Origin of the sequence: Streptomyces sp. NPDC060031 (genome assembly GCF_042736805.1) — a bacterium.
Lineage (GTDB): Bacteria > Actinomycetota > Actinomycetes > Streptomycetales > Streptomycetaceae > Streptomyces.
In genome coordinates this window covers 180,353-202,592 of record NZ_JBHWVM010000001.1, presented here as the reverse complement: position 1 = coordinate 202,592, position 22,240 = coordinate 180,353, and the positions used below count along the sequence as shown (strand labels likewise).

The window sequence follows — 22,240 nt, the reverse complement described above, 5'->3', positions numbered from 1 at the left end:
GGCCAACCGAGTTCAGGTGATGCGTCCTGTCCTGAAATGAGTGCTGCCCGGTCCTGCCGTCCGGACCGGCCGGTTCCGTCGTACGCGCCTTCAGGGCCCGTCGGGCCCCTCCAGGCGCCCGTGTCGCACGCCGGTCCGCGACCGGGCCGGGCTCCGCCGTTTCGGCTGATTCCCGACGGTCCGCCGTCGCCGCCGCATCGGCGCGACAATGGAGGAGTGCCGTACATAGCCGTGACCGCCTTGAGCCATGCCGGGCTGGTTCGCGAGCACAACGAGGACAGTCTCGTCATCGGACCGTGGACGTTGTGCGCGACCGTGACCGACAATCCCCAGACCCTCGTGTTCCCGCTCGGCCGACCCCTCGTCGTGGCGGTCGCCGACGGGCTCGGCGGGCACCCGGCCGGTGAAGTGGCCAGCGCGCTGGTCGTACGTCGGCTCTCCACGCTGGGTCCTTCGCTCGACGGTGCGAGCGCCCTTCGTGACGCTGTGGACCTGTGCAATGACGAGGTGTACTCGGCGGCCCGGGGCCACCCGGCGCTGACCGCCATGGGAACCACCGTGGCGGGCGTCCTGGTCCTGGCCGATTCGTTGCTGGCGTTCAACGTCGGCGACAGCAAGGTGTACGACGTGGCGCCGGGCGGACTTCGCCAGGTGAGCGTGGACGACAGCCCGCCGCCGGCGCCGGGGCAGCGCACCACATCGGCCGTTACCCAGACCCTCGGCGGCAGCAGGGTGTTCGGCGCGGTGACGCCCCACGTGGCGTCCCGGACGCTGTCCGTGGGCGAGCGCTACCTGGTGTGCAGCGACGGGCTGACCGATCCCGTGCCCGACGAGGAGATCGAGGCCCTGCTGCGGGTGAACGAGGACGGCAGGGCGGCCTTCGCGCTGTGGAAGGCCGCGATCGATGCCGGGGGTCCGGACAACATCACGCTCGCACTGGTGCGGATCGGCGACGGCGGATAGGCCGCCAAGGTCCGCGCCTTCATGACGTGGATGCGGACGCGAACCCTTGACACGGGATTTGTTCACTTCTTAAATCACGCAGTGAACTAAGCAGGGCTCCTCATGTTCCCGGAAGGGAGAGTCATGGACTCCCCACGCTTATCCCGCCGCCTGCTGCTGTCTCTGGCCTCGGTCCTCGCCCTCGCGTCGCTGTCCACCGGACTGGCCCGGGGCGTGCCCGCGGGCCGTGCCCCCGCGGCCGTCGCGGACGCGTCAGCCGCGTCAGCCGCGTCGGTCGCCGTCACGTTCTCCGACGAGTTCGACGGGCCCGCGGGCGCCGCCGTCGACGGCGGGAAGTGGCAGATCGAGACGGGCGACAACGTCAACAACCACGAGCGGCAGTACTACACCGCGGGCAACCGCAACGCCGCCCTCGACGGCCAGGGCCATCTGGCCATCACCGCCCGCCGGGAGAACCCCGACAACCACCAGTGCTGGTACGGCAGGTGCGAGTACACCTCCGCCCGGCTGAACACCTCCGGCCGGTTCACCACGACGTACGGTCGCGTCGAGGCCCGGATGAAGATCCCGCGCGGGCAGGGCATGTGGCCGGCGTTCTGGATGCTGGGCCAGGACATCGGCCAGGTCGGATGGCCCGCCTCGGGCGAGATCGACGTCATGGAGAACGTCGGCTTCGAACCGGCCACCGTCCACGGCACCCTGCACGGTCCCGGGTACTCCGGCTCCGGCGGCATCGGCGCCGGGTACACCCTGCCCGGCGGCCAGGCCTTCGCCGACGCCTTCCACACCTTCGCCGTCGACTGGAGCCCGAACGCCATCACCTGGACCGTCGACGGCGCCGTCTACCAGCGGCGCACCCCCGCCGACCTCGGCGGCCGGCAGTGGGTCTTCGACAAGCCCTTCTTCGTGATCCTCAACCTCGCGGTCGGCGGCTACTGGCCCGGAGACCCCGACGGCAGCACGGCCTTCCCCCAGCAGCTCCTGGTCGACTACGTCCGGGTCACCAGCGACCCCGCCCCGCCCACCGGAGGCGGTGCCATCACCGGCCTCGGCGGCAAGTGCGTCGACGTGGCGGGCGCGGGCACCGCGAACGGGACGGCCGTACAGCTCTACGACTGCAACGGCACGGCCGCGCAGAGCTGGTCCGCGGGGTCCGACGGCACGATCCGGGCGCTGGGCAAGTGCCTGGACGTGGCGTCCGGTGGCACGGCCGACGGTACGAAGGTGCAGTTGTGGGACTGCAACGGCACGGCGGCCCAGCAGTGGGCCGTCCCGGCCGCCCGGGACATCGTCAACCCACAGGCGAACAAGTGCCTCGACGTCGCCGGCAACAGCTCGGCCAACGGCACCCGGCTGCAGATCTGGACCTGCACCGGAGCCGCCAACCAGAAGTGGACGCTCACCCGATGACCCCACGGCGCTCCTCGACACCCTGATCCCGATCGCGGACGCGATCGGCGTACCGCTGGGCTGCCGGCCATGTCCAGACGTCCAGCGCGCAGCTGGTCAGGGAACAGCCCCGGCCGGAAGGGAACCCGGCCGGGGCTGGTGGCGCAGGTCAGCTCTCGTCAGGCTCCGCCACGACGAACCCCCGGACCACCGCGGGACCTTGCCGGTCCGGGGTCTGCGCGTACCGAACCGCGCGCATGGCCTCGACGACATCGGCGTACCCGGGGTCGATCCACATCGCCGCGAGGCCGGGCTCCATGCCCGGGTTGTTGTCGAGAACCGTGTGCATCACGTCGTTGAACTGGGCGTCGCTGAGCAGCGAGCGGACACTGCCCGGCTTGACGGCCAGCGGCATGGTGGACGTCGTGTCGGTGACCGGTCCGCCGGTGGAGCAGGGCGGGGGCGGTCCTGCGGGCTTGCTCTTGCAGGCCATGTCTTCTCCTCGGTGTGCGGTCGAGTGGTGCGTGGTCCGCCCCGGACCCCGTGAAGGGGGTCGCCGGGGCCGGGGCGGGAGGCACGGTCGCCTGCGTGCACGCCGACGCGCAGACGACCGGGAGCCTCAGGGGCGGATGATGCCGATGGCGATCGCGCCGAGCACGGCCAGGACGCTCAAGACGTACAGGGCCTGACCCTGCAGTTCGCTCACGGCGACACGGCCGGCTGCTGCTGCGGCAGGGCGGCGACGAGCCTCTGGAGGTTTCGGGCGAGCGCGCGGGCGAAGTCCCAGTTCGGATTGCCGGTCTCAGACCTGGGCCCGGTCCGCACCAGGTCGCACCACTCCTGCACGGCGGCTTTGAGCGCGTGGGACTGCTCCGCCTCCGGCACGGCATGCCGCTTGTAGCCCGTCTGGAGGCCGGCGGTCAGCAGGTCATCGACGAGACGGGCGACCTGTACCGCGTCGGGGCGGTCTCCGTACGGTACGAGGGCTCTCGCAATGAGGTCCTCCGGGCTCTTGGTCACGGCGTGCTCCCTACCGTCGTCAGCGGGTGGTGAGACCAGCCTGGCAGCGGGAACGGCTCTGAATGCTCACAGATTTGTGAGTGCTGCCGGTGCTACATCCCGACCCAGCGGGCCATCCCACCCAGGCTGTCCGGCGCGCGCCGCGACATGTGCACCAGCCTGCGGATCGTGGCCCGAGTGCCTGGCAGATGCCGGGTCTGCTCCGGCGACACCTTCCGGGCCTCGGATAGGAACTTGAGCGACGACTTTGCCGAGCCCGCCTCCATTTCCACCAGCGCCCGGTCGACCAGGTAGCGGGCGCGGCGCGAGGTCAGCGTCGACTCCGGCAGCTTGATCGTGCGGGCCCGGCCGAGGGCTTCATCGAAGTTGCTCATGGTGATCGCCGTGCCCAGCTCGTGCAGCCGCACGTTGACCCGCCCGAAGCTGAGCCAGTGCACATCACCGGCCTCGCCTCCGACACGCTCCGCCAGCTCCCGAGCCGCGCCCAGGTGGGTTTCCACCGCGGTCGCGTCCTCGGCCTTTGCGGCCACCGTGGCCAGCCCGAGGTGGAGCTGTCCGGTCACGGCCAGAGCCTCGCGATTCGTCTGGCCGGCGAGCAGCGCGTGCCCCGACGCGATCAGCGGTGCGGACGTGGCACAGCGCCACAGCGTCGCGCGCTTGTACCGCTGTACCGCCTCGATGCACGGGTCCGACGCTCGTCCTGCGGCCCAGCCCATACGGTCCAAGGCGACGCGGGCAAGGTCCGGGTAATCGAGCTTGAGCGCGACGTCGTGGGCGGTCCGGTACGCGGAGGCCAGTGCCCGCCACGCTGCGGTGGACGGGGCCGTCCAGACCGTGTGGGTCAACTCGACGATCAGCGCGGGCAGCGCCTTCGCGGCAGCGCGAAGGTGGGTGGCTCGCACCTGCTGGCACAGGGCGTCCGCCTCGGCGATCAGGTCCGACGCCGGCCGCACGCGGACGAGGTCGGGGTTCGGCCCGAGGTCGAAGCGGTCGAGGGCTTCCCGGATCGGGGCGACCAGCGCGAGGAGTCGGTCAGCAATTAGAGCGGTCTCAGCGGGAGGTCCTGTCAGCTTGGACGAGTCCACCCGCAGCGCGTGGGCCACGGCCGCCACGAAGCCGGGAGTGGCGGGGCGTGCGCCGCACTCCACCTGATTCAGCAGGCTGAGGCTGTACGGGATCCGGTCGGCCAGCTCGCGCTGCGTCAGGCGGGCGAGGCGCCGCTGCTCCCGAATCCGGGAACCGGTGTGCTCATCCTCGAGTAGAGGCATACTGGTCTCCGTCCAAAACTCGTCATCAAGGACGGTACCTGCGCACAGCGCGCCGGGTCACCGATCGCCCCGACTCCGAGCGGATCGGGGGCGATTGCATAGGCTCGGGCGTCATGACGACGAGGACCCTGTACCTGCTCTGCTCGGCCGCCCCGCCCGTGTTCGACATCGCTGGCGTCGTCGAGGACGCGCAGCGCCGCGGCTGGGACGTCTGCCTCGGCCTCACACCGACGGCCGCCGACTGGTTGGACGACAGCCTGCCCGGCCTAACGGCCCTCACCGGACACCCGGTGCGCTCGCGGTACAAGCGGCCCGGTCACCCGGACGTGTGGCCGCCGGCAGACGCGGTGCTCGTGGCCCCGGCGACGATGAACACGCTGAACTCCTGGGCGCTCGGAATCACTGGCACGTGGCTGGTCGGGTTCATCGCGGAGGCCATCGGCAAGGGCATCCCGCTGACGGCGATGCCGTGCGTGAACTCGGCGTACGCCCAGCACCCGCAGTTCCCGGTGTCGGTGCACACGCTGCGAGGGGCCGGGGTCCGGGTGCTGCACGGCCCGGGCGGGTTCGAGCCGAACGCACCGGGCGAGAAGCGGCCGTACCCGTGGGCTGCGGCGCTGGACGCGGTCGACGAGCACCGCCCGTAGCCAACCCGTAGGACGACCTTCCCGGCCTACGCCGAGCGTTCCAGCAGGACCACGCCGTCCTGCTCCGTCACGATCCGGTAGCCCTGCGCCAAGGCCTCGTCGAGGGCCGCCGACTCGCCTTCGGCCGACATCGGCCAGCCGGACGGGGCCTTGGTGTCACTGATGATCCACTGGGCCGTGTACCGCGGCCTCATGTCCGGGTAGCCGAGGACGGTCACGTCGCAGCGGCCGGTGAGCTGCGGTACGAAGCGGTTCGACGCCGTCACGCTCGCCCCGTCGGGGATGGCGGCGAGGGCCGAACGCGCCGCCGTGACGTGCGGATCGTCCGCGAACAGGTCGGGGAACTGCCGGTACGGGAAGAGGGGGAGCACGATCAGCGCGACCGCCGCGGTGATCCCGAGCGAGGCCCGCTGCGAGGTCCTGGCCGCCTTGCGGACCTCCGCGTCGCCCGCCTCGGCCGCGTGCCGACGGCGGGCCAGTACGTCGATGAAGGCCGCGAAGACGATCGGCATCAGCACGGCGCTGTAGTGGAACCTCGTCTCCCAGTAGGACGCGTTGTCGGAGACGAACCGCCAGCCCAGCGTCGGCAGGCACAGCAGCACCATCGGGGAGCGCAAGGCCATGAACCCCGTGATGGCGGCCAGGAAGAGCAGCGTGTGGACCTTCGGCTCGGGCCACACCAGTTGCAGGGGCAGCCCCAGGAGGCGCTCCACGGCGGCGGCGGTCCCGGTCGGCCCGTCGCCGCCGAGGGACTCCGTGTAGGCGTAGCCGTTCTGGTTGACGGACGCGAGGACGACGAACATCTCCACGAGGGAGGCGGCCACTCCGAATACCGCCGTCGCCAGGCCGAGCCGCCGGGAGCCGTACCAGGCGACGTACAGCCCGATCGCGGCCAGCGTGAATCCGAGGTCCTCCTTGACGAGGACCAGCGGCAGCGCCCACCAGACGGCCGCGCGCCACCGGCGCTCACCGAGCGCGGCCAGCGAGAAGGCCAGCAACGGCACGGCGAAGGCGATCTCGTGGAAGTCGAACACCACCGCCGACGCGATCCCCCATGACGCCCCGTACGCGAAACCGACCGTGATCGCGGCGGCCCTGCCGACCGCGCGCCGGGCCCACCGGCACAGCGGATACGCCGCGAGCGCGAACAGGAACGCCTGGGCGACGAGAAGCGTGAGGGCCGACGGCCAGATCCGGTAGAAGGGCGCCAGCGTCGCGGTGATCGGGCTGAAGTGGTCCCCGAGGAGGTTGTAGCCGGGCCCCTTCAGCGAGGCGACCGGCCAGTGCCCCGCGGCGTACGAACGTACCGCCTGCTCGAAGATGCCCAGGTCATAGCCGGTGGTGAGCATCAGGGAGTGACGGCGGACCGAGAACACGGTGTAGAAGACGAAGAGCACGGCGACCACGGCCGCGGGGAGGGCGGCCTCGCGAGCCCGCGCGCGCACGTTCGTGCGCGGGCCGGGGCGTGCGGGGGAGTCCTGGTGCGGACGCTCGAGGCCCGAATGTATCGACATGTCTACCCATGGTCGGTCGGATGAGGGGACGGGGCGGGGGACGGGGCGGGGGCGGCGACTGTCGATCGTAGCCCGCTCGCCCGGGTTCCCCGTGGATGCGGACCACAGGTCGGGTTCAACCACTGGTAGGAAACTTTCCTGTCCGCTACGCTCCCCGTCGGCGGCTTGGCGCGGTGCCCGAACCCCGGGCATGACGCGCTCAGTGAGAGCTCTGACCCGGCCGCCGTGACACTGCCCCCTGCCGCTCCCCGGTCTGTGGTGGTGTCCCGCACCGGTGCCCAGCTCTCGCCGCCCCCCGCCAAGGAGTCCAGGTATGCGCCTGAACACCTCCACCCACCCCCCAACGTCCCGCGGCGGACTCCACCCCGCCCTCCTCGTCGTCACCGCGGTGCTCGCGCTCGTCGGCGGGCTCCTCCTCGCCTGGCCCGGACGGGCCGGAGCCGCCGCCGACCCGCTCATCTCACGCGGCAAACCCGCCACCGCCTCCTCCTCCGAGAGCTCCTCGCTCGGCGCCGCCCAAGCCTTCGACGGCGCCCCCGCGACCCGTTGGGCCAGCGCCGAGGGCAAGGATCCGCAGTGGATCCGCGTCGACCTCGGCGCCACCGCCACCGTCTCCCGGGTCAAGCTGACCTGGGAGGCCGCGTACGCCAAGGCCTACCGCGTCGAGGTGTCCGCGGACGGGGCGACCTGGACCCCGATCGCCGAGGAGAAGGCCGGCAACGGCGCCACCGACGACTGGACCGGCCTGTCCGGCAAGGGCAGGTACCTGCGCGTGTACGGCACCGCCCGCGGCACGGCGTACGGCTACTCGCTCTTCGAGGCCGAGGTGTACGGCGCCGTCGACGGCGGACCGCCCCCCGGCGGCGCCTTCACGGTGGTCGCCGCCGGTGACATCGCCGCCCAGTGCACTGCCTCCGACAGCGGCTGCGCGCACCCGAAGACCGCCGCGCTCGCCCGGCAGATCGACCCGAAGTTCTACCTGACGATGGGCGACAACCAGTACGACGACGCCCGGCTCGCCGACTTCCGCGCCTACTACGACAAGACCTGGGGCGCCTTCAAGGCCAAGACCCGCCCCGTGCCCGGCAACCACGAGACCTACGACCCGGCCGGCCCCCTCTCCGGATACAAGGCGTACTTCGGGAACATCGCCTACCCGCAGGGCAAGAGCTACTACAGCTTCGACGAGGGCAACTGGCACTTCATCGCCCTCGACTCCAACTCCTTCGACCAGGCCGCCCAGATCGACTGGCTCAAGGCCGACCTCGCCGCCAACGGCAAGCAGTGCGTAGCCGCCTACTGGCACCACCCGCTGTACTCGTCGGGCGGACACGGCAACGACCCGGTCTCCAAGCCGGTCTGGAAGATCCTGTACGCAGCCAAGGCCGACCTCGTCCTCAACGGGCACGACCACCACTACGAGCGGTTCGCCCCGCAGAACCCCGACGGCAAGGCGGCCGCCGACGGGATCGTGGAGATCGTCGGGGGCATGGGCGGCGCCGAGCCCTACCCGATCGAGCAGGTCCAGCCCAACAGCCAAAAGCGCATCAGCGGCCAATACGGGGTCCTGAAGCTGGAGTTCACCGACTCGGGCTACGGGTGGACCTACGTCGGCAGCGACGGGCAGGTCAAGGACACGAGCCCGAAGTACAGCTGCCACTGATGTACCTGGCCAACACCGGCCGCCCGGACGCGCCGCCCCGCCCCCCAGGGGCCCGGCGGCGCGTCCCCGCCACCGTCTTCGCGCTCGGCGCGGTCAGCCTCGTCACCGACGTCTCCTCCGAGATGGTCGCGGCGGTGCTGCCGCTCTACCTCGTACTGGGCCTCGGCCTCTCCCCACTCCAGTTCGGCTTCCTGGACGGCATGTTCAACGGCGCGACCGCGCTCGTTCGGCTCCTCGGCGGCCGGCTCGCCGACCGCGGCGGCCGGCACAAACGGGTCGCCGGCGCCGGCTACCTGCTCTCCGCGCTCTCCCGGCTCGGGCTGCTCCTCGCCGGCGGCGCCACCGCCGCGATCGCCGCCTCGCTCGCCGCCGACCGCCTCGGCAAGGGCGTCCGCACCGCCCCGCGCGACGCCCTGATCTCGCTCAGCGGCCCGCCGGAGACGCTCGGCCGGGCCTTCGGCGTGCACCGCGCCATGGACACCACCGGCGCGCTCCTCGGCCCGCTCGCCGCCTTCGCCGTGCTGTGGGCTACCGCCGACGCCTACGACGCGGTGTTCGCCGTCAGCTTCTGCACGGGCCTGCTCGGCGTGCTCCTGCTCGTCCTGTACGTCCCGGCCGTCGCCCCCGGCACGGCCGTCCCGGCAACGCCGACTTCAACCCCGCCGCGGCGCACGCCACTTCGGGACCCCGCCTTCCGCCGGGTCCTGTACGCCGCGTCCCTGCTCGGGGCCGCCACCATCGGCGACGCCTTCCTCTACCTGCTGATCCAGCGCGGACTCGACCTGCCGCCCGCCCTGTTCCCGCTGCTCCCGCTCGGCGCCGCCGCCGGTTACCTGCTGCTCGCCGTCCCGGTGGGCCGGGCCGCCGACCGGACCGGGCGCCGGCTGCCGTTCCTGCTCGGGCACGCCGCGCTGCTCGGCGCGTACGCCGTACTGCTCGTCCCGGTCGCCTGGCCGACCGTGGTGGTGGTACTGGGGCTCCTGGCCGTCTTCTACGCCTCCACCGACGGCGTCCTGATGGCGCTGGCCGGCCCCGTACTGCCCGCGCACGGCCGGGCGGGCGGGCTCGCGGTGCTCCAGACCGGCCAGGCCCTGGCCCGCCTCCTCGGCGCGGCCGGCTTCGGGGCCGCCTGGACCTTCTGGGGGCAGGGGCCCGCCCTGTGGACGGCGGCGCTCGCGCTGGCCGGGGCGCTCGCGGCCGCCTGGCGCATCCTGCCCGCACCGCCGCCCTCGCTCGACGCCCCGGAGGCACCGTGAAACCCCGCCCGCAGCAGCTCCGCCTCGCCCTCGTCGTGGCCGCAGTTCTCCTTCTCGCGGGCGGCTCCCTGGGCTACGTACTGCACGCCAGACATCGGGACCTGCCGTCCCGACAGGCCCCTGCGGACGGCTCGTTCAGCCTCGCCGAGCCCGGGCTCTACTTCCGGGATTCGGCCACCGGGCTGGTCACCCGCCAAAGCGGCGCCGGCGGCCCGCGCGCGACGGGAGGCCCCTCCTGCGACCGCTTCCACACCGCGGGGGACCGCGTCCTGTGCCTGCGCAAGCTGCCCGGCATCCCGGCCCGCACCCAGGCCCTCGTACTCGACCGGCAGCTGCGCGAGGTCAACCGCGTGACCGTCCCCGGCATCCCCAACCGGGCCCGCGTCTCGGCCTCGGGGAACCTGCTGTCATGGACGGCCTTCGCGACCGGAGACTCCTACGCCACCTCGGCCTTCTCCACCCGGACGTCCATCATGGACCTGCGCACCGGCTACCTGATCAAGTCGATGGAGGAGATCCCGCTGACCATCGACGGAGCCCGCTACCACGCCCCCGACGTCAACTACTGGGGAGTGACCTTCGCCCGGGACGACAATCGCTTCTACGCCACGGTGTCGACCAAGGGCCGCACCCACCTCGTCGAGGGCGATCTGCGGAACTGGTCGGCGAAGGCCTTGCGCGAGAACGCCGAATGCCCGTCGCTGTCCCCGGACAACACCCGCGTCGCCTTCAAGAAGAAGGTCTCCGACGACCCCGCCGCGCCGTGGCGGCTGTACGTCCTCGAACTGGCGGACATGCGCGAACACCCGCTCGCCGAGTCCCGCAGCGTCGACGACCAGGCGGCCTGGCTGGACGACACGACCATCGGTTACGCCCTCCCGGGACAGGGCGGGCGCGCGAGCGACATCTGGGCGGTCCCGGCGGACGGTACGGCCGAGCCCCGCCTCCTCGTCCCCGGCGGCTCCTCACCCGCCGCCGTGAACTGACCGGAATGGGCCGCCACCTGGCTGCCATCGGACAGACGCCTGATCCCCGCTGCGGCAAAATACGAGACGTCAACGACCATGGGCGGGCAGCGTGGCCCCAACCCCCGTTCCGCACGGGATGACGTCTGGGATCCCGCGGTGCCGCCGGTGCGGGGAGGCGTGGTTTCCATGGGGATATCAGTGGGGTTGTCAGCCGGTTTGTCGGCGATACCGCGATTACAGGCACTGCGGGGGACGCCAGGGGTGGGGTCGGGGCGCCAGCGCGCCCAGTCCTTCATGATCCTGGCCACCATGCTCTACCGGGCGAGCCATCTGACGGCCGGCGCACTGGCGGTCGCCCAGCACCAGCGGGTCCTTCCCGCCCAGTACATCGGGCTCGCCGTGGCCCTGGGCCTGAGCGTCCTGGGCTACGGCGCGGCCCTGCGCCGCGGCTGGTTCGACCCGCGGCACATCTGGGCGGACGTCATGGTCACCGGGTGCGCGCTGCCGTTCCTCCTCTGTACGTGGGGCGGTGCGCGCGAGCCCGCCTCGCTCGAGTGGGCGATGCTGCTCGGCGGATCGGCGAGCGCCGCCGCGTCCATCGCCCTCGAACGGCTCCAGGCCCTCGCCGCCCTCGCGCTCCTCGTGGCGGCCCACCTCGTCGGCTATCAGCTGGTGGGCGCGAGCACCGCGGTCGTGGGCCACGTCAACTCGGTGCTGTCATCGGCCGTGATGGCGTGGGTCTTCTGGTGGTACCTGCGCCGACAGGGCCGCCTCCTCGACGACGCCAACGCCCGCGCCCTGGGCGCCGAGACGCACAAGGCGCGCTACGCCGAGCGTCTGGAGCACCACAGGGCGCTGCACGACACCGTTCTCGCCACGCTGACCACCCTCGCCGCCGGCGGGGTCGACGCCAACGCCCCCGCGGTGCGCGAGCGGTGCGCGCGCGAGGCCGCGTACCTGCGCCGGCTGATCCAGCAGACCGCCGACGAGGTGCCCCACCGGGAGATCGGTGCGGCCCTGGAGGAGGCGGTCGGCTCCGTGGAGAGCCTGCAACTGCGGGTCACCGCCCAGTACCACGACCTGCCGACGGTGCCGCCGCAGGTCGCCGCCGCCTTCGCCGATGCCGTCCGCGAGGCCCTGAACAACGTACGCCGGCACGCGGGCACCGGACACGCCTACCTCACCGCGACGCACGACCCCGACCGGCTCGGGGGGGCCGTCGTCACCGTGGTCGACCGGGGGCCCGGATTCGACCCCGAGCGGTACGTGCCCGGCCTCGGGCTGCGCGGCTCGGTCCACGGCCGGATGGCGCAGGCGGGCGGCCGGGCGAGCGTGGACACCGCCCCCGGCGAGGGCGTACGGGTGGAGCTGAGATGGCCCGCGTGATCACCGTCGCGGTGGTCGACGACGACCGGATGCTCCTCGACGGGATGCGGGCCTGGCTGGGCGGGGTACCGGAGCTGCGGCTGGTGGCGACCGCGGCCACGGTCGGGGAACTCCTCGGCGAGCCGGACGCGGAACTGCCCCGCGAGCCGCACGAGTCGGCAGGCGCGCCGCCCGACGTCGTCCTCCTCGACCTCCTCCTGCGGGACGGCTCCGCACCCGCCGACAACATCCGGCGGCTGCGGGGCTCCGGGAGCCGCGTCCTGGTGATCAGCACCGTGCCGGACCGCTCCCGGATCATCGAGTCCCTCCAGGCCGGCGCCGACGGCTACCTGACCAAGGACAACGGCCTGCCGACGCTGGTCGCCGCCATCCAGGACGTCGCGGCGGGCCGGGGCGCCCACTCCGCCGAACTCGCCTTCGCCTGCGCCTACGACAGCAGCCCTGCCCGCCCCCGGCTCGCCCCCCGGGAACGGCAGATCCTGCTCGACTACGCGTCCGGGATGACCCTCAAGTCGGCCGCCCGGCGCGCGGGCATCACGGTCCACACGGCCAAGGACTACCTGGACCGGGTCAAGGCCAAGTACCAGCAGGCGGGCCGACCCACCCACACGAAACTCGACCTGGCCCGGCGGGTACGCGAGGACAGCATCGAGGGGAGCTGACGAACCGGGCCGACAACCCGGGCCGACAACTCGGCGCAAGCCCCCCAAACGGGCGGCTACTGGCGGCGGCCGCCCCCTCCGTATCGTCCTGCAGGGGTACGTGCCGTTCACATATCCGGAGGCCGGCATTTGAGGCGAGGGGAACTCATCGGCCGCCAGGCCGAGATGGGGCAGATCGTGACCGCCCTGGCCGCCGCCCGGTCGGGGCACGGGGGAGCGCTCTTCGTCACCGGCGAGCCGGGCGTCGGCAAGACCCGGCTCGGCGCCGAGGCCGTCGCCGCGGCGGCCTCGGCGGACATGGTCACGGCGCAGGGGCGGGCCGGGACGGTGGGCCCGGTCGTCCCGTACCGGCCGGTGGTCGAAGCGCTGCTCCAGCTCGCCCGGGCGGGCCTGCTGCCGGACCCGGACGAGCTGGGGCGCTACGGGCCGGTGCTGGCCCGGCTGTTGACCGACACCCGGGGCGCGGGCGAAGACGCCACGTCACACATCATGGTCGGCGAGACCGTGCTGCGCCTGATCGCCGTCGTCGGCCGCCGGCGGGGGTGTCTGCTCGTCCTCGATGACCTGCACGAGGCCGACGCCGCGACCCTGGCGGTCGTCGAGTACCTCCTGGACCACATCGGGCAACAGCCGGCCGTGCTCCTGTTCATCGCGGGGCGCGAACCCTGCGCGGCGACCGAGCTGGCCGCGCGGGCACGGCAGCGCGGCGCCGCGGCCGTGGTCGACCTGAGCCCCCTCGACCGCCCCGACGTGCACCTCCTGGTCGCGACCGAGCTGGGGATCGCCCCGGGCGAGGTCGGCTCCGAGCTCGTGCACCGGGCGGTGACCTGCGGTGCCGGGATCCCGTTCGTGGTCAAGGAGCTCGTCCACGACCGCACCGGCCGCGTCCCCGCCGCCGTCGCGGACAGCGTCATACGCCGGGCCGGGGCACTCGGCCCGCTCGGCGTGGAGTTCCTGCGCACGGCGGCCCTGTTCGGGCGGCGCTTCCCGCTGCCGGTGCTGCACCACGCGCTCGGCCGGGAGCACAGCGAGCTGTCCGCGATCCTGCGCGCCGGGGTCGCCTCGTACCTGATCGTGCCCGACGTGGCGAGCACGCAGTGGTACGCCTTCCGGTACGAGTGGGCGGCGCAGGCCCTGCTGGACGACCTCGGACCGGGCGAGCGCGCCGGGTACGCACGGCGGGCGGCGCGCGCACTGGCCGACCTGCACCCGGGGCTGCCGGGGGCGTGGTGCGCACACGCCGCCGAACTGCACGGGCACGCCGGCGACACCGGGGAGGCCGCCCGCCTGTACTGCCGGGCGGCGGGGCGGGCGACCGCCGAGGGGGCGGTGGAACGGGCGGTGGAGCTGCTGACCCGGGCGCACCGTCTCGCGGACCCCGACGCCGCGCCCGACCTGTTCGCGACGGTGCTGGAGCGTCTGCTCGACGCCGTCGCCTGTTCGGCACGGTTCGACATGGCGCCCGCGCTGGCCGCCGACCTGGAAGCCCCGGGCGTCGCCCACGGCGTACCCGCCGAGCGCCGGGCCGGGCTCCACGCGCGACTGGCCGGCATCGCCACCCTGCGGGGCCGGCCCGCGGAAGCGCTCCGGCACCTCGACACCGCCCGCTCGCTGCTCGGGGGCCGGCCCGCCCCGGCCCGTGCCGCCCCCGTGGACCTCGCCGCGGCGCACGTGGAGCTGAGCGGGTGCGCGCCCGACCGGCTCGCCACCGCCGCCGCGTTCGCCCGGCGGGCGGCGGAAACGGCCGAGCGGGGCGGGCGGCCGGCCGTGGCCTGCGAAGCCCTGCTGCTGCTCGGGCGGTTGGCGTGGGACCGCGACGAGCCCGCCGCGGCGGCACGCTTCATGCGGGCCCGAGCGATCGCCCACGTGCACCGGCTCCCCGTACTGCGGGTGTCCGCCGAGGTGTACCTGGCGAGCATCACGGCCCGGCAGGGCGGCGGGACGGCCCGGGTCGAGCAGGCCGGGGCCCTGGCCCGGCGGATGGGCGCGTGGCCGGTGGCACAGGACGCCGGCTTCGTGCTCGCGCTGGACCGGATCCAGCGCTGCGAGTTCGAGGCGGCCCGGGACCGGATCCGCGAGGGCGCGGGCGAAGCCGCGCGGCTGGGGATGGGCCGGGCGCTGTCCATGTGGCGGCTGGCCGAGGCGGTGCGCTGCGCCCACCAGGGCCGGCGCGCCGAGATGCAGGAGGCGCTGGAGGCCCTGGCCCCGCTCATCGACGCGGCGCCCGGCCTGCGGTCGATGGCGTACGGTCCGGCGCGCGGGTTCTGCTCGCTGCTGGAGGAGCACCACGAGGCCGCCGAACAGGAGTTCGCTCAGGCGCTCGCCTACGACGCGGAGAACCCGGCGACCGCCGAATTCGGCAGACACGGCGTGATCCTGCTGCTGGGCGTACTGGCCGGGCGCATGGGCCGGCGCCACCACGCCGACGTCGCGGAGGCGAGCGTCAGCGCCACCCGCTGGAACCGGCAGTTCGTCGGCCTGGCGCACGCCGTGCTGCTCGGCCGCGAGGGTCGCCCCGGCGAGGCGACAGCCGCCGCGAGCGCCGCGCTGGAGGCGGCCGAGCCCTACCCGATGGCGCGCCACCTGTGCCTGCGGCTGGTCGCGCGGTCGGCGTACCAGGACGGCTGGGGCGCGCCGGTCGACTGGTTGCGCGAGGCGGAGGAGCACTTCCACGGCGCGGGCCTCCCGTCGGTCGCGGGCGCCTGCCGGGCCCTGCTCCGCGGGATGGGCGCGCCGGTACGGCAGCGGCGCGCCGGTACCGAGCAGGTGCCGCCGGACCTGCGCCGGTTCGGCATCACCGTCCGCGAGTTCGAGGTGGCCCGGCTGCTCGCCGAACGGATCGGCAACAAGGACATCGCCGGGCGGCTGCACATCTCGCCGCGCACGGTGGAGAAGCACGTGGCGAGCCTCCTGCAGAAGACCGGCCACCCGAACCGGGCGGCGTTCGCCACCGCCGCCCGCGGCCTGGCCACCGGTTAGGAGAGCGCGGCGGCCCCCGCCAGGGTCACCACCCGGTCGAAGCGGCCGTCGAGGTCCTCGTCCCCGTGGTGCACGACCAGGAGGGCGCGGCTCCCGGTCCGCTCCCGCAGCATCCGGAACACCAGCTCCCGGCCGTGTTCGTCGAGGTTCGCGAACGGCTCGTCGGCGAGGTACACGTCCGCGTCCTCGCAGAGCAGCGCGGCGACGCCGACCCGCTGGCGCTGGCCGGACGACAGCTCCGAGGGCAGCTGGTCGGCCAGGGCTTCCAGCCCCATCGACGTACGCAGGCGCTCGTCGGCGACCAGTTCGCGCACCGGCAGCGGGGGCAGGTTCACCGGAGTGGTCAGGCTCGCCACCCGGGGCGGCAGGGTGACCGTCCCGGTGTCGGGGGCGAGGGTCCCGGAGATGATGTGCAGGAGCGTGGTCTTCCCGCAGCCGTTGGGCCCGCGCAGCAGTACGTGCTCGCCGGCGCGCAGCTCGAAGTCGTCGATCCCCACATCGGCGCCGTCCGCGCCGCCGTCGCTGTCGACATCGCCGTACCTGACCCGGGCGCCGTGGACCCGTACCAGGGCTCCCTCGTCGTGGTAGGGCGCTTGCCGGGCGGTGCGCAGCGTCTCGATCCGCTTGAGGACGGCGGTGCTCCGGCGGGCCTGCGGAATCATGTTGACGAGGTCGAAGATCCCCGTGACGGCCCGCCAGAGCGAGTTCACGAAGGCCAGGAAGCTGCCGAAGGACATCCTGCCGGAGAACACGAAGAAGGCGCCGATGATCATCGCAGCGGTGTCCGACAGGTTCATGACCAGGTCGCTGAGGGTCCGCTGCCGCTGCGCCAGCCGGAAGTTGACGAAGGTGATGCCGAGGAACCCGCGCAGCGCGTCCTGGTTCGCCGCGCGGGTGCCGGGCACCAGCGACGGCAGACCGCGCAGTGCGTGGAAGGACTCGAGCGTCCGCGTCAGCCTGTTGATGTACCGGGCCTCCGCCTCGCGCTCGGGCTCGGTGTTGCCCTCGATCCGCCTGGCCAGCCGGTTGCTGACGAGCACCAGTGGCGGCACGATGACCAGCAGGATGAGGCTGGCCTGCCAGGACAGGTACAGCAGTACGCCGAGGAAGACGACCGACGCGACCGCCTGCCGCGCGATGCGGATGGAGACGTCGACGGCCGGCAGGACCCCCTCGGAGACGTCGTTGTGGATGCGGCTGACGTAGGAGGCGTTCCCGGCCTGCGACACCTTGCGGCCGTCCAGGCCGAGCGTGCGGCCCAGCAGCTCCGTCTCCAGCACCAGCATGAACGAGTTCTCGAACCGCTTGCGCCGGCAGGAGATCCCGTAACCCGCGAGGTTGAGGGTCAGCCCGAGCAGCAGGTAGCCGAGACCGAGGAAGAGGAACCGGCGGAAGTCCGCGGTCAGGATCGCCTGGTCGAACAGGGCCTTGAGCAGCAGCGGGTGCAGCAGGGCCTCCAGCCCGCCCGTGGCCGCCTCGGCCGCGAGGATCGCCACGAACGGGACCCGGTGGCCCCGTAGCGTGCGCCACAACTGCTTCACCGCGCCGCCTCGTCCAGCAGGAAGTCGGCCGCGCCGCCGTTGTTCACCCGGTGGAGCACCCGCAGCACACCCGCCGAGCCGGTCAGGTAGTCGCAGGAGCAGCGCAGCAGTCCTTCCCCGGGCAGGCCCAGCGGGGTCCGGCCGTCCAGGCGCGGCAGCGCGAAGCGCTCGGCGGGCTCGAACAGGAACACCTTCCGGACGAAGTCGAGCTGGCGCAGCGCGGTGTCGCGGTACGAGCGGTCGCCCGTGAACTCGGCCGCGTCCAGCAGCGCGTCGGCGACCCCGCTCATGCCGAAGCCGTACCCCGGCAGTACCGAGTACCTGACGTCCAGCCCGCGCAGGACGGTGCGCGCCGCGTCCAGGTCCCCGTAGCGCAGCAGCACCTGCACCACGCCCGCGGAGCCCACCTCGACGTACGGCTCCATGGTTCCCTCGTGCTGGAACATGACCGGGCCGCCGTCGTCGTCGATGGGCTTGGCCTGCGCCATCTCCCAGGCGAGCGCCTCCCGCCCGAGCCGCAGATGGCGTTCCTCGCCCGCGACCTGGTACATCCTCAGCAGGAACATCGCGACGCCGGCCTGCCCGAAGCCCAGGCCGGTCAGCGGGCCCTTGTCCGAGAACTCGTTCAGCCAGAAGGCGTGCCCTCCGTCGCGCTGTACGGAGTCGTGCAGCGCACGCGCGCACTTTCGGGCAGCGGTGAGATCGCGCGGGTCGTGGCCGCGGAGGAAGAAGCGCAGGTTCGCCATCCCCACCCCGGCTAGACCGTAGTAGAAGGTGTGGTCGCCCTTGTCCTCCGCGCGCCGGTTGGCCTGGGCCAGCAACTCCCTGGCCCGGCTCCGCAGGCCGAGGGAGTCGGCCGCCCAGGCGATGCCGGACAGGCCGTTCATGAGGCCGTCGGGGTACTGCGCCACGTCGATTCCGGCCAGCTCGCCGCTCAGCCAGTCGCGCCACTCGGGCCGGATCGGGATGCCGGAGGAGTCCAGCGCCCACAGGACGCCGCTCGCCCCGAAGCCCAGGCTCAGCGGGTTGGTGACGTGCGCGAACGGGTCCACCGGGAAGAGCGTGCTGCGGCCGGTGTCGGCCACGGCTTCGACGAACGCGGCCACCCCGGACTCGGCCTCCACCAGCCCGAGCTGCTCCTCGACGACCGGACGCGATGGTGTGGCCGCGACCTGGCCGAGCAGGTCCGCCTCGTCCTCCAGGATCTCGAGCACGTCGGCGAGGGTGATCCGGTTGCCGGCCAGGTCGGTGAGCAGGTCGTGGATCCGCATCGGCCAGCCCAGGCCCTCGATGAAGATCCGGTACGAGTCGAGGACGTCCTCGCGCAGGTACGACATCGCCGCGATCGGGAAGATGAAGTACGCCATGGTGGTGGCGAGGGCGTACAGGTCACCCTCCGGCCCGAACGCCTTGAAGCGGTTGCGGGAGAGGCTGAACCCCGGCGTGTACAGCTCGACCGGCTTGCCCAGCGAGGCCTCGGCGCTGTCGCTGTCTGTGCCGGTGCCGGTGCCGGTGCCGGTGTCGGCCAGCCGGCAGGCCTCCAGGTCGACGATCGTCACCTCGTGGGTGTCGGGATCGATGAGCAGGTTCGCGGCGGTGAAATCGGTGAGGATCACACCGCGCTCGTGGGCGGCCCCGATCGCACGGGCCAGCCCGCGGAACACGTTGAGGAAGATCCGCAGGAAATCCCGCGACTGCTCGATGTCGAACCCCGGTCGTGCGAGCGGGTTGCGTTCGAGGAGCACCGAGCGGATGTCGGAGCTGTCGATGAACTCCTCGGCGATGTAGTGGTGCTCCCAGTGGGTGAACTTCGCGATCGGAGCCGGGTACGAGCCGACGTCGGCCAGCCGGTTCAGGAACATCCACTCGCGGGCGAGGATGTCCACGGCGTCGTGGTCCTGGCGCGGGTTGATGTTGGTGTGCGGGCGGGCTTCCTTGAGCAGCACCGGCCGGTCGTCGTTCTCCGTGTCCTCGGCCGTGTACACCCCGCCGCTGTTGGAGAACTGGATCGCCCCGGTCACCCGGAACCGGCCGCCGACCAAGCCGTCCCCCTCGGGCTCCTCGACGGGCTTCCAGTCGTCGAACGGCCAGGCCACCCAGTCGGGTTGGGCGTAGCCGGGGCGACGGTCGTCGGGGACGGGACCGTCCGGTCCCAGGATCTGCGGCAGCCGCCGCCCGAGGACGTCGACGCGGTGGGTGTCGAGGAACTGGCCGTAGCGGAAGTAGAGCGCCTTGCTGTCCCGGTACCGCAGGTCCGACAGGACGTACGCACCCTCGACGCCCTCCAGGAGGGAGGCCAGATCCGCCAGGCACTCCCGGAACTCGTCGTCGTCGTGCGGGTAGACGGTCACGAGCTTGCCGCCGCTGCCCCTGGACATGGCCTTGGAGTTGAGCATCTCGAAGACGTTGAGATCGAGAGCGATCTTGAAGTCGATGCCGCGTTCCGTCAGGTGTCCGATCACCGATGCGGCGACCTCGCGCACGCGGCGGTGACTCGCCGACACGTGGATCTTCCAGCCCTGTGCCGGCAAGGCCGGGTTGTGCCGATGGCTCCACCAGATGCCGCTGCGGACGAAACGCGCCCGCACCTCCTCGTCGAGACCGGCGAGGAAATGGTCCGCCCTCGGTTCGTAGAACACGTCGAGCGGGTCGAAGAACAGGGTGTCGTTCCAGGCGAAGAGGAAGCGGTAGACCCATCGTTCGTTGCGCATGTCAGCCTCTGTGTTCGTCCGAGGGGCCGCCGCCGGCAGCGGCCGGTGAGAAAACGGCGGGATCCGTGCGGGGACCGCTGGCGGCCCCGCACGGATCGCCATCAGGTCACTCCGGGCGGTTCGGGGACTTGCAGCAGTCGCTGCTGCTGCTCGTCAGGCTGACGGTCGCGGCGCTGCTCTGCGTGGTGCGGGGCTGCAGGTTCTGAAGCTTGAGGACGCTCATCCGGATCACCTCCTCGGTGGTCGAGTGTGCGGTGCTCGCAACTGGAGCGGGGGTCCGTACCGGCCGATCGGCGAGCCCGAGTCAACGCGAGGCGCCGCACCCGCACATGGGGGATCGACCCCCGTAATCCCCGCGTTCCGCCCCCAGGGAAGGGGCGGCCCGGGCGGGCGCGAATGGTGGTGGCCGGCGTCGTCGGGCCACCTGGTGATCCGGGTACGACGAAGGCGCCCGCCCGGGGGAATCCCAGGTCAGGCGCCTCGTCGAGGGGTGGTGCGCGGACCGCTCCGTCCGCTGCGGATCAGCCGGTGAAGCCCGCCGTGATGGAGGTGAACTGCCAGTCGTTCTGGGCGATGCCGGAGCAGGACTCCTGCAGTCCGCCGCCCGCGCAGCCGCGGTCGCGGTTGACGGACCAGAAGGCCAGCCGGGCGATGTGGTGGGAGTTGGCCCAGTTGCGGATGCCGGTCCAGTTCTGGACGGTGGTGATCTCCTGCGTGTCGCTGACGCCGTTCATGCCGGAGATGCCGATGTGGGCATAGGCGGTGGAGTCGTCCCAGCCGAAGGTGGACTTGAGTTTGGTCTTGAGGCCCTCGGTCGCGCTGACCGTACTGGCGTACATGTCGGTGGAGGCGTTGCCGAAGTCGAACGGCATGATCGTGAAGACGTCGATGTCGGCGCCCAGCACCTTGGCCTGGTCGATCAGGCGGTTGCCCCACGAGGTCGGGCCCGAGGTGGCGGTGCCGAAGGTGAGGATGGTCTTGATGCCGGGGTTGTTCTGCTTGACGATCTTCAGGGCGCCGAGGATCCGGTCCTGGACCACGGCGTTCTCGAACTCGTCCGTGTTCTCGATGTCGACGTCGATGGCCTTGAGCCCGTAGGCGTTGATGACCTGCTGGTACGCGCCGGCCAGGGCTGCGGCACTGGCGCAGTTGGGGCCGAGCTTGTTGCCCGACCAGCCGCCGATGGACGGGACGACGTCGCCGCCCGCCGCCCGGACCGCGTTGATGGTGCTCTGGTCCGCGCCGCCGGTCAGCGGGCGCTGGCCGTCCCAGGCCGCGTTGCATCCGCCGGAGGAGAGGATGAAGGCCATGGTGAACCACTTCGCCCCGGTGGCGTTCATGACCGTGGTCGCGCTCGGCGGGTTGCCCCAGCCGAGGTAGAGGTAGGGCGCGGCCTGCTTGAAGCCGGCCGGCGTGGTCCCGCTGCCGGTGGTGACGCTGACGGCATTGGAGGCGGCCGAGGTGTTGCCCGCCAGGTCACGGGCGCGCACGGAGAAGGTGTACGCGGTGCCCGGGTTGAGGCCGGCGACGGTCGCGCCGGTCGTGGTGGACGTGGCCACCTTGTCGGCGCCCTGGTAGACGTCGTAGCCGGCGACTCCGACGTTGTCGGTGGAGGCCGTCCAGGCGAGCGAGACGCTGGAGGAGGTCTTGCCGGTGGAGGTGAGGCTGCCCGGCGTGGTCGGAGCGACGGTGTCCGCGGCGCCGCCGGGGCCCTCCAGGGTGACGTCGTCGGCGTAGTACGTGCCCTGCCCGTACCAGCCGTTGAGGTAGACCTCGGCGCTGGTCTGGGAGGCGCCGGTGGTGAAGGAGACGGTGAGCTTCGTGTAGGCGGTGGCGGACGGGGTCCACGTGGACGCGCCGCCGGTGACGCCGAGGTACACGTAGCTGCCGCGGACCCAGGCCGACAGCGTGTAGGCGGTGTTGGGCTGGACGGCGACGGTCTGGGTGCACTTGGCGTTGTCGGAGGCGCTGGCAGCCCCGGCCAGCGCCTTGCCGCCGCCGTGCACGGGCGAACTCACGACGGTGCCCAGGCCCCCGCCGCAGGACCAGCCGGCCGGCGTACCGGCCTCGAAGCCGCCGTTGGTGAGGAGGTTGGCGCCGAACGCCGAGCCGGGAGCGCTCAGCACCGCGGCCGCGCTGAGCAGGGTGGCGCCGAGGCCGTAGGCCAGGCGGGTACGGGTACGGGTACGCAAGAAATGCCTCCGTGGGGGGAAGAGGGGGGAGCGGCGCGAAACCGTGGCCGCCGACCGCCGGGAGGGCGTGGGGAGAGCGTG

Annotated in this window: 17 protein-coding genes; 9 read left to right on the top strand and 8 right to left on the bottom strand. The window is 72.5% G+C overall.

What is annotated here, in order from left to right; genetic code table 11:
* Positions 1-216: 216 nt before the first annotated feature.
* Together ACFWB8_RS00845 and ACFWB8_RS00840 are read left to right on the top strand one after the other, a co-directional pair.
* Positions 217-963, top strand: coding sequence for a PP2C family protein-serine/threonine phosphatase (locus ACFWB8_RS00845; RefSeq protein ID WP_385220449.1), 747 nt, complete (start codon positions 217-219; stop codon positions 961-963).
* Between the two features lie 123 nt (positions 964-1,086).
* The gene (locus ACFWB8_RS00840) at positions 1,087-2,373 is read left to right on the top strand and encodes a ricin-type beta-trefoil lectin domain protein (protein WP_385220446.1); all 1,287 of its coding nucleotides are present in this window, start codon (positions 1,087-1,089) and stop codon (positions 2,371-2,373) included.
* Between the two features lie 148 nt (positions 2,374-2,521).
* Here ACFWB8_RS00840 and ACFWB8_RS00835 read toward each other — a convergent pair whose 3' ends face one another.
* The 3 genes from ACFWB8_RS00835 to ACFWB8_RS00825 all read right to left on the bottom strand — a co-directional run bounded on the left by ACFWB8_RS00835 (position 2,522) and on the right by ACFWB8_RS00825 (position 4,640).
* A complete protein-coding gene (locus ACFWB8_RS00835; protein ID WP_385220444.1) occupies positions 2,522-2,845 on the bottom strand; it encodes a hypothetical protein in 324 nt (107 codons plus the stop codon).
* A 209-nt stretch (positions 2,846-3,054) separates the two neighbouring features.
* Positions 3,055-3,372 (bottom strand): hypothetical protein, encoded by a 318-nt coding sequence (locus ACFWB8_RS00830; RefSeq protein WP_385220441.1) that lies wholly within the window; start codon positions 3,370-3,372, stop codon positions 3,055-3,057.
* A 92-nt stretch (positions 3,373-3,464) separates the two neighbouring features.
* Positions 3,465-4,640, bottom strand: a complete 1,176-nt coding sequence (locus tag ACFWB8_RS00825; RefSeq protein ID WP_385220439.1) for a helix-turn-helix domain-containing protein — start codon at positions 4,638-4,640, stop codon at positions 3,465-3,467.
* Positions 4,641-4,753: 113 nt separating this feature from the next.
* On the opposite strand from ACFWB8_RS00825, the gene ACFWB8_RS00820 reads away from it, so the two are divergent.
* Positions 4,754-5,287 (top strand): flavoprotein, encoded by a 534-nt coding sequence (locus ACFWB8_RS00820; protein ID WP_385220436.1) that lies wholly within the window; start codon positions 4,754-4,756, stop codon positions 5,285-5,287.
* Between the two features lie 26 nt (positions 5,288-5,313).
* Here ACFWB8_RS00820 and ACFWB8_RS00815 read toward each other — a convergent pair whose 3' ends face one another.
* A complete protein-coding gene (locus ACFWB8_RS00815) occupies positions 5,314-6,801 on the bottom strand; it encodes a DUF2079 domain-containing protein (RefSeq protein ID WP_385220434.1) in 1,488 nt (495 codons plus the stop codon).
* A 313-nt stretch (positions 6,802-7,114) separates the two neighbouring features.
* On the opposite strand from ACFWB8_RS00815, the gene ACFWB8_RS00810 reads away from it, so the two are divergent.
* From ACFWB8_RS00810 to ACFWB8_RS00785, 6 genes are all read left to right on the top strand, one after another.
* A complete protein-coding gene (locus ACFWB8_RS00810; protein ID WP_385220431.1) occupies positions 7,115-8,464 on the top strand; it encodes a discoidin domain-containing protein in 1,350 nt (449 codons plus the stop codon).
* Positions 8,464-9,720, top strand: coding sequence for an MFS transporter (locus ACFWB8_RS00805; RefSeq protein ID WP_385220428.1), 1,257 nt, complete (start codon positions 8,464-8,466; stop codon positions 9,718-9,720). The genes ACFWB8_RS00810 and ACFWB8_RS00805 overlap by 1 nt, the downstream gene beginning before the upstream one ends.
* Positions 9,717-10,706 carry a hypothetical protein gene (locus tag ACFWB8_RS00800; RefSeq protein WP_385220425.1) on the top strand — a complete coding sequence of 330 codons (990 nt, stop codon included), beginning with the start codon at positions 9,717-9,719 and terminating at the stop codon, positions 10,704-10,706. Before ACFWB8_RS00805 ends, ACFWB8_RS00800 begins: the two co-directional genes overlap by 4 nt.
* A 243-nt stretch (positions 10,707-10,949) precedes the next feature.
* Positions 10,950-12,074, top strand: a complete 1,125-nt coding sequence (locus tag ACFWB8_RS00795; protein ID WP_385220422.1) for a sensor histidine kinase — start codon at positions 10,950-10,952, stop codon at positions 12,072-12,074.
* Complete coding sequence (locus tag ACFWB8_RS00790; protein WP_385220420.1) at positions 12,062-12,736, top strand: response regulator; 675 nt, start codon at positions 12,062-12,064, stop codon at positions 12,734-12,736. Before ACFWB8_RS00795 ends, ACFWB8_RS00790 begins: the two co-directional genes overlap by 13 nt.
* Before the next feature lie 129 nt (positions 12,737-12,865).
* The gene (locus ACFWB8_RS00785; protein WP_385220417.1) at positions 12,866-15,715 is read left to right on the top strand and encodes an AAA family ATPase; all 2,850 of its coding nucleotides are present in this window, start codon (positions 12,866-12,868) and stop codon (positions 15,713-15,715) included.
* On the opposite strand, the gene ACFWB8_RS00780 is transcribed toward ACFWB8_RS00785, so the two are convergent.
* The 4 genes from ACFWB8_RS00780 to ACFWB8_RS00765 all read right to left on the bottom strand — a co-directional run bounded on the left by ACFWB8_RS00780 (position 15,712) and on the right by ACFWB8_RS00765 (position 22,159).
* Positions 15,712-17,256 carry an ATP-binding cassette domain-containing protein gene (locus tag ACFWB8_RS00780; RefSeq protein WP_385220414.1) on the bottom strand — a complete coding sequence of 515 codons (1,545 nt, stop codon included), beginning with the start codon at positions 17,254-17,256 and terminating at the stop codon, positions 15,712-15,714. The two genes, ACFWB8_RS00785 and ACFWB8_RS00780, sit on opposite strands and share 4 nt — an antisense overlap.
* Positions 17,253-19,967 carry a class III lanthionine synthetase LanKC gene (gene lanKC, locus ACFWB8_RS00775; protein ID WP_385220411.1) on the bottom strand — a complete coding sequence of 905 codons (2,715 nt, stop codon included), beginning with the start codon at positions 19,965-19,967 and terminating at the stop codon, positions 17,253-17,255. Before lanKC ends, ACFWB8_RS00780 begins: the two co-directional genes overlap by 4 nt.
* A 106-nt stretch (positions 19,968-20,073) precedes the next feature.
* Positions 20,074-20,190: a class III lanthipeptide gene (locus ACFWB8_RS00770; protein ID WP_385220408.1), complete on the bottom strand. Its 117-nt coding sequence runs from the start codon at positions 20,188-20,190 to the stop codon at positions 20,074-20,076.
* Between the two features lie 298 nt (positions 20,191-20,488).
* Positions 20,489-22,159 (bottom strand): carbohydrate binding domain-containing protein, encoded by a 1,671-nt coding sequence (locus ACFWB8_RS00765; RefSeq protein ID WP_385220405.1) that lies wholly within the window; start codon positions 22,157-22,159, stop codon positions 20,489-20,491.
* Positions 22,160-22,240: the final 81 nt, after the last annotated feature.

Bases quoted from the DNA above. Each gene is read 5' to 3' on its own strand.
- ACFWB8_RS00840 (WP_385220446.1), top strand. From the start codon at position 1,087: ATGGACTCCCCACGCTTATCCCGCCGCCTGCTGCTGTCTCTGGCCTCG.
- ACFWB8_RS00835 (WP_385220444.1), bottom strand. From the start codon at position 2,845: ATGGCCTGCAAGAGCAAGCCCGCAGGACCGCCCCCGCCCTGCTCCACC.
- ACFWB8_RS00825 (WP_385220439.1), bottom strand. From the start codon at position 4,640: ATGCCTCTACTCGAGGATGAGCACACCGGTTCCCGGATTCGGGAGCAG.
- ACFWB8_RS00820 (WP_385220436.1), top strand. From the start codon at position 4,754: ATGACGACGAGGACCCTGTACCTGCTCTGCTCGGCCGCCCCGCCCGTG.
- ACFWB8_RS00815 (WP_385220434.1), bottom strand. From the start codon at position 6,801: ATGTCGATACATTCGGGCCTCGAGCGTCCGCACCAGGACTCCCCCGCA.
- ACFWB8_RS00810 (WP_385220431.1), top strand. From the start codon at position 7,115: ATGCGCCTGAACACCTCCACCCACCCCCCAACGTCCCGCGGCGGACTC.
- ACFWB8_RS00805 (WP_385220428.1), top strand. From the start codon at position 8,464: ATGTACCTGGCCAACACCGGCCGCCCGGACGCGCCGCCCCGCCCCCCA.
- ACFWB8_RS00790 (WP_385220420.1), top strand. From the start codon at position 12,062: ATGGCCCGCGTGATCACCGTCGCGGTGGTCGACGACGACCGGATGCTC.
- lanKC (WP_385220411.1), bottom strand. From the start codon at position 19,967: ATGCGCAACGAACGATGGGTCTACCGCTTCCTCTTCGCCTGGAACGAC.
- ACFWB8_RS00770 (WP_385220408.1), bottom strand. From the start codon at position 20,190: ATGAGCGTCCTCAAGCTTCAGAACCTGCAGCCCCGCACCACGCAGAGC.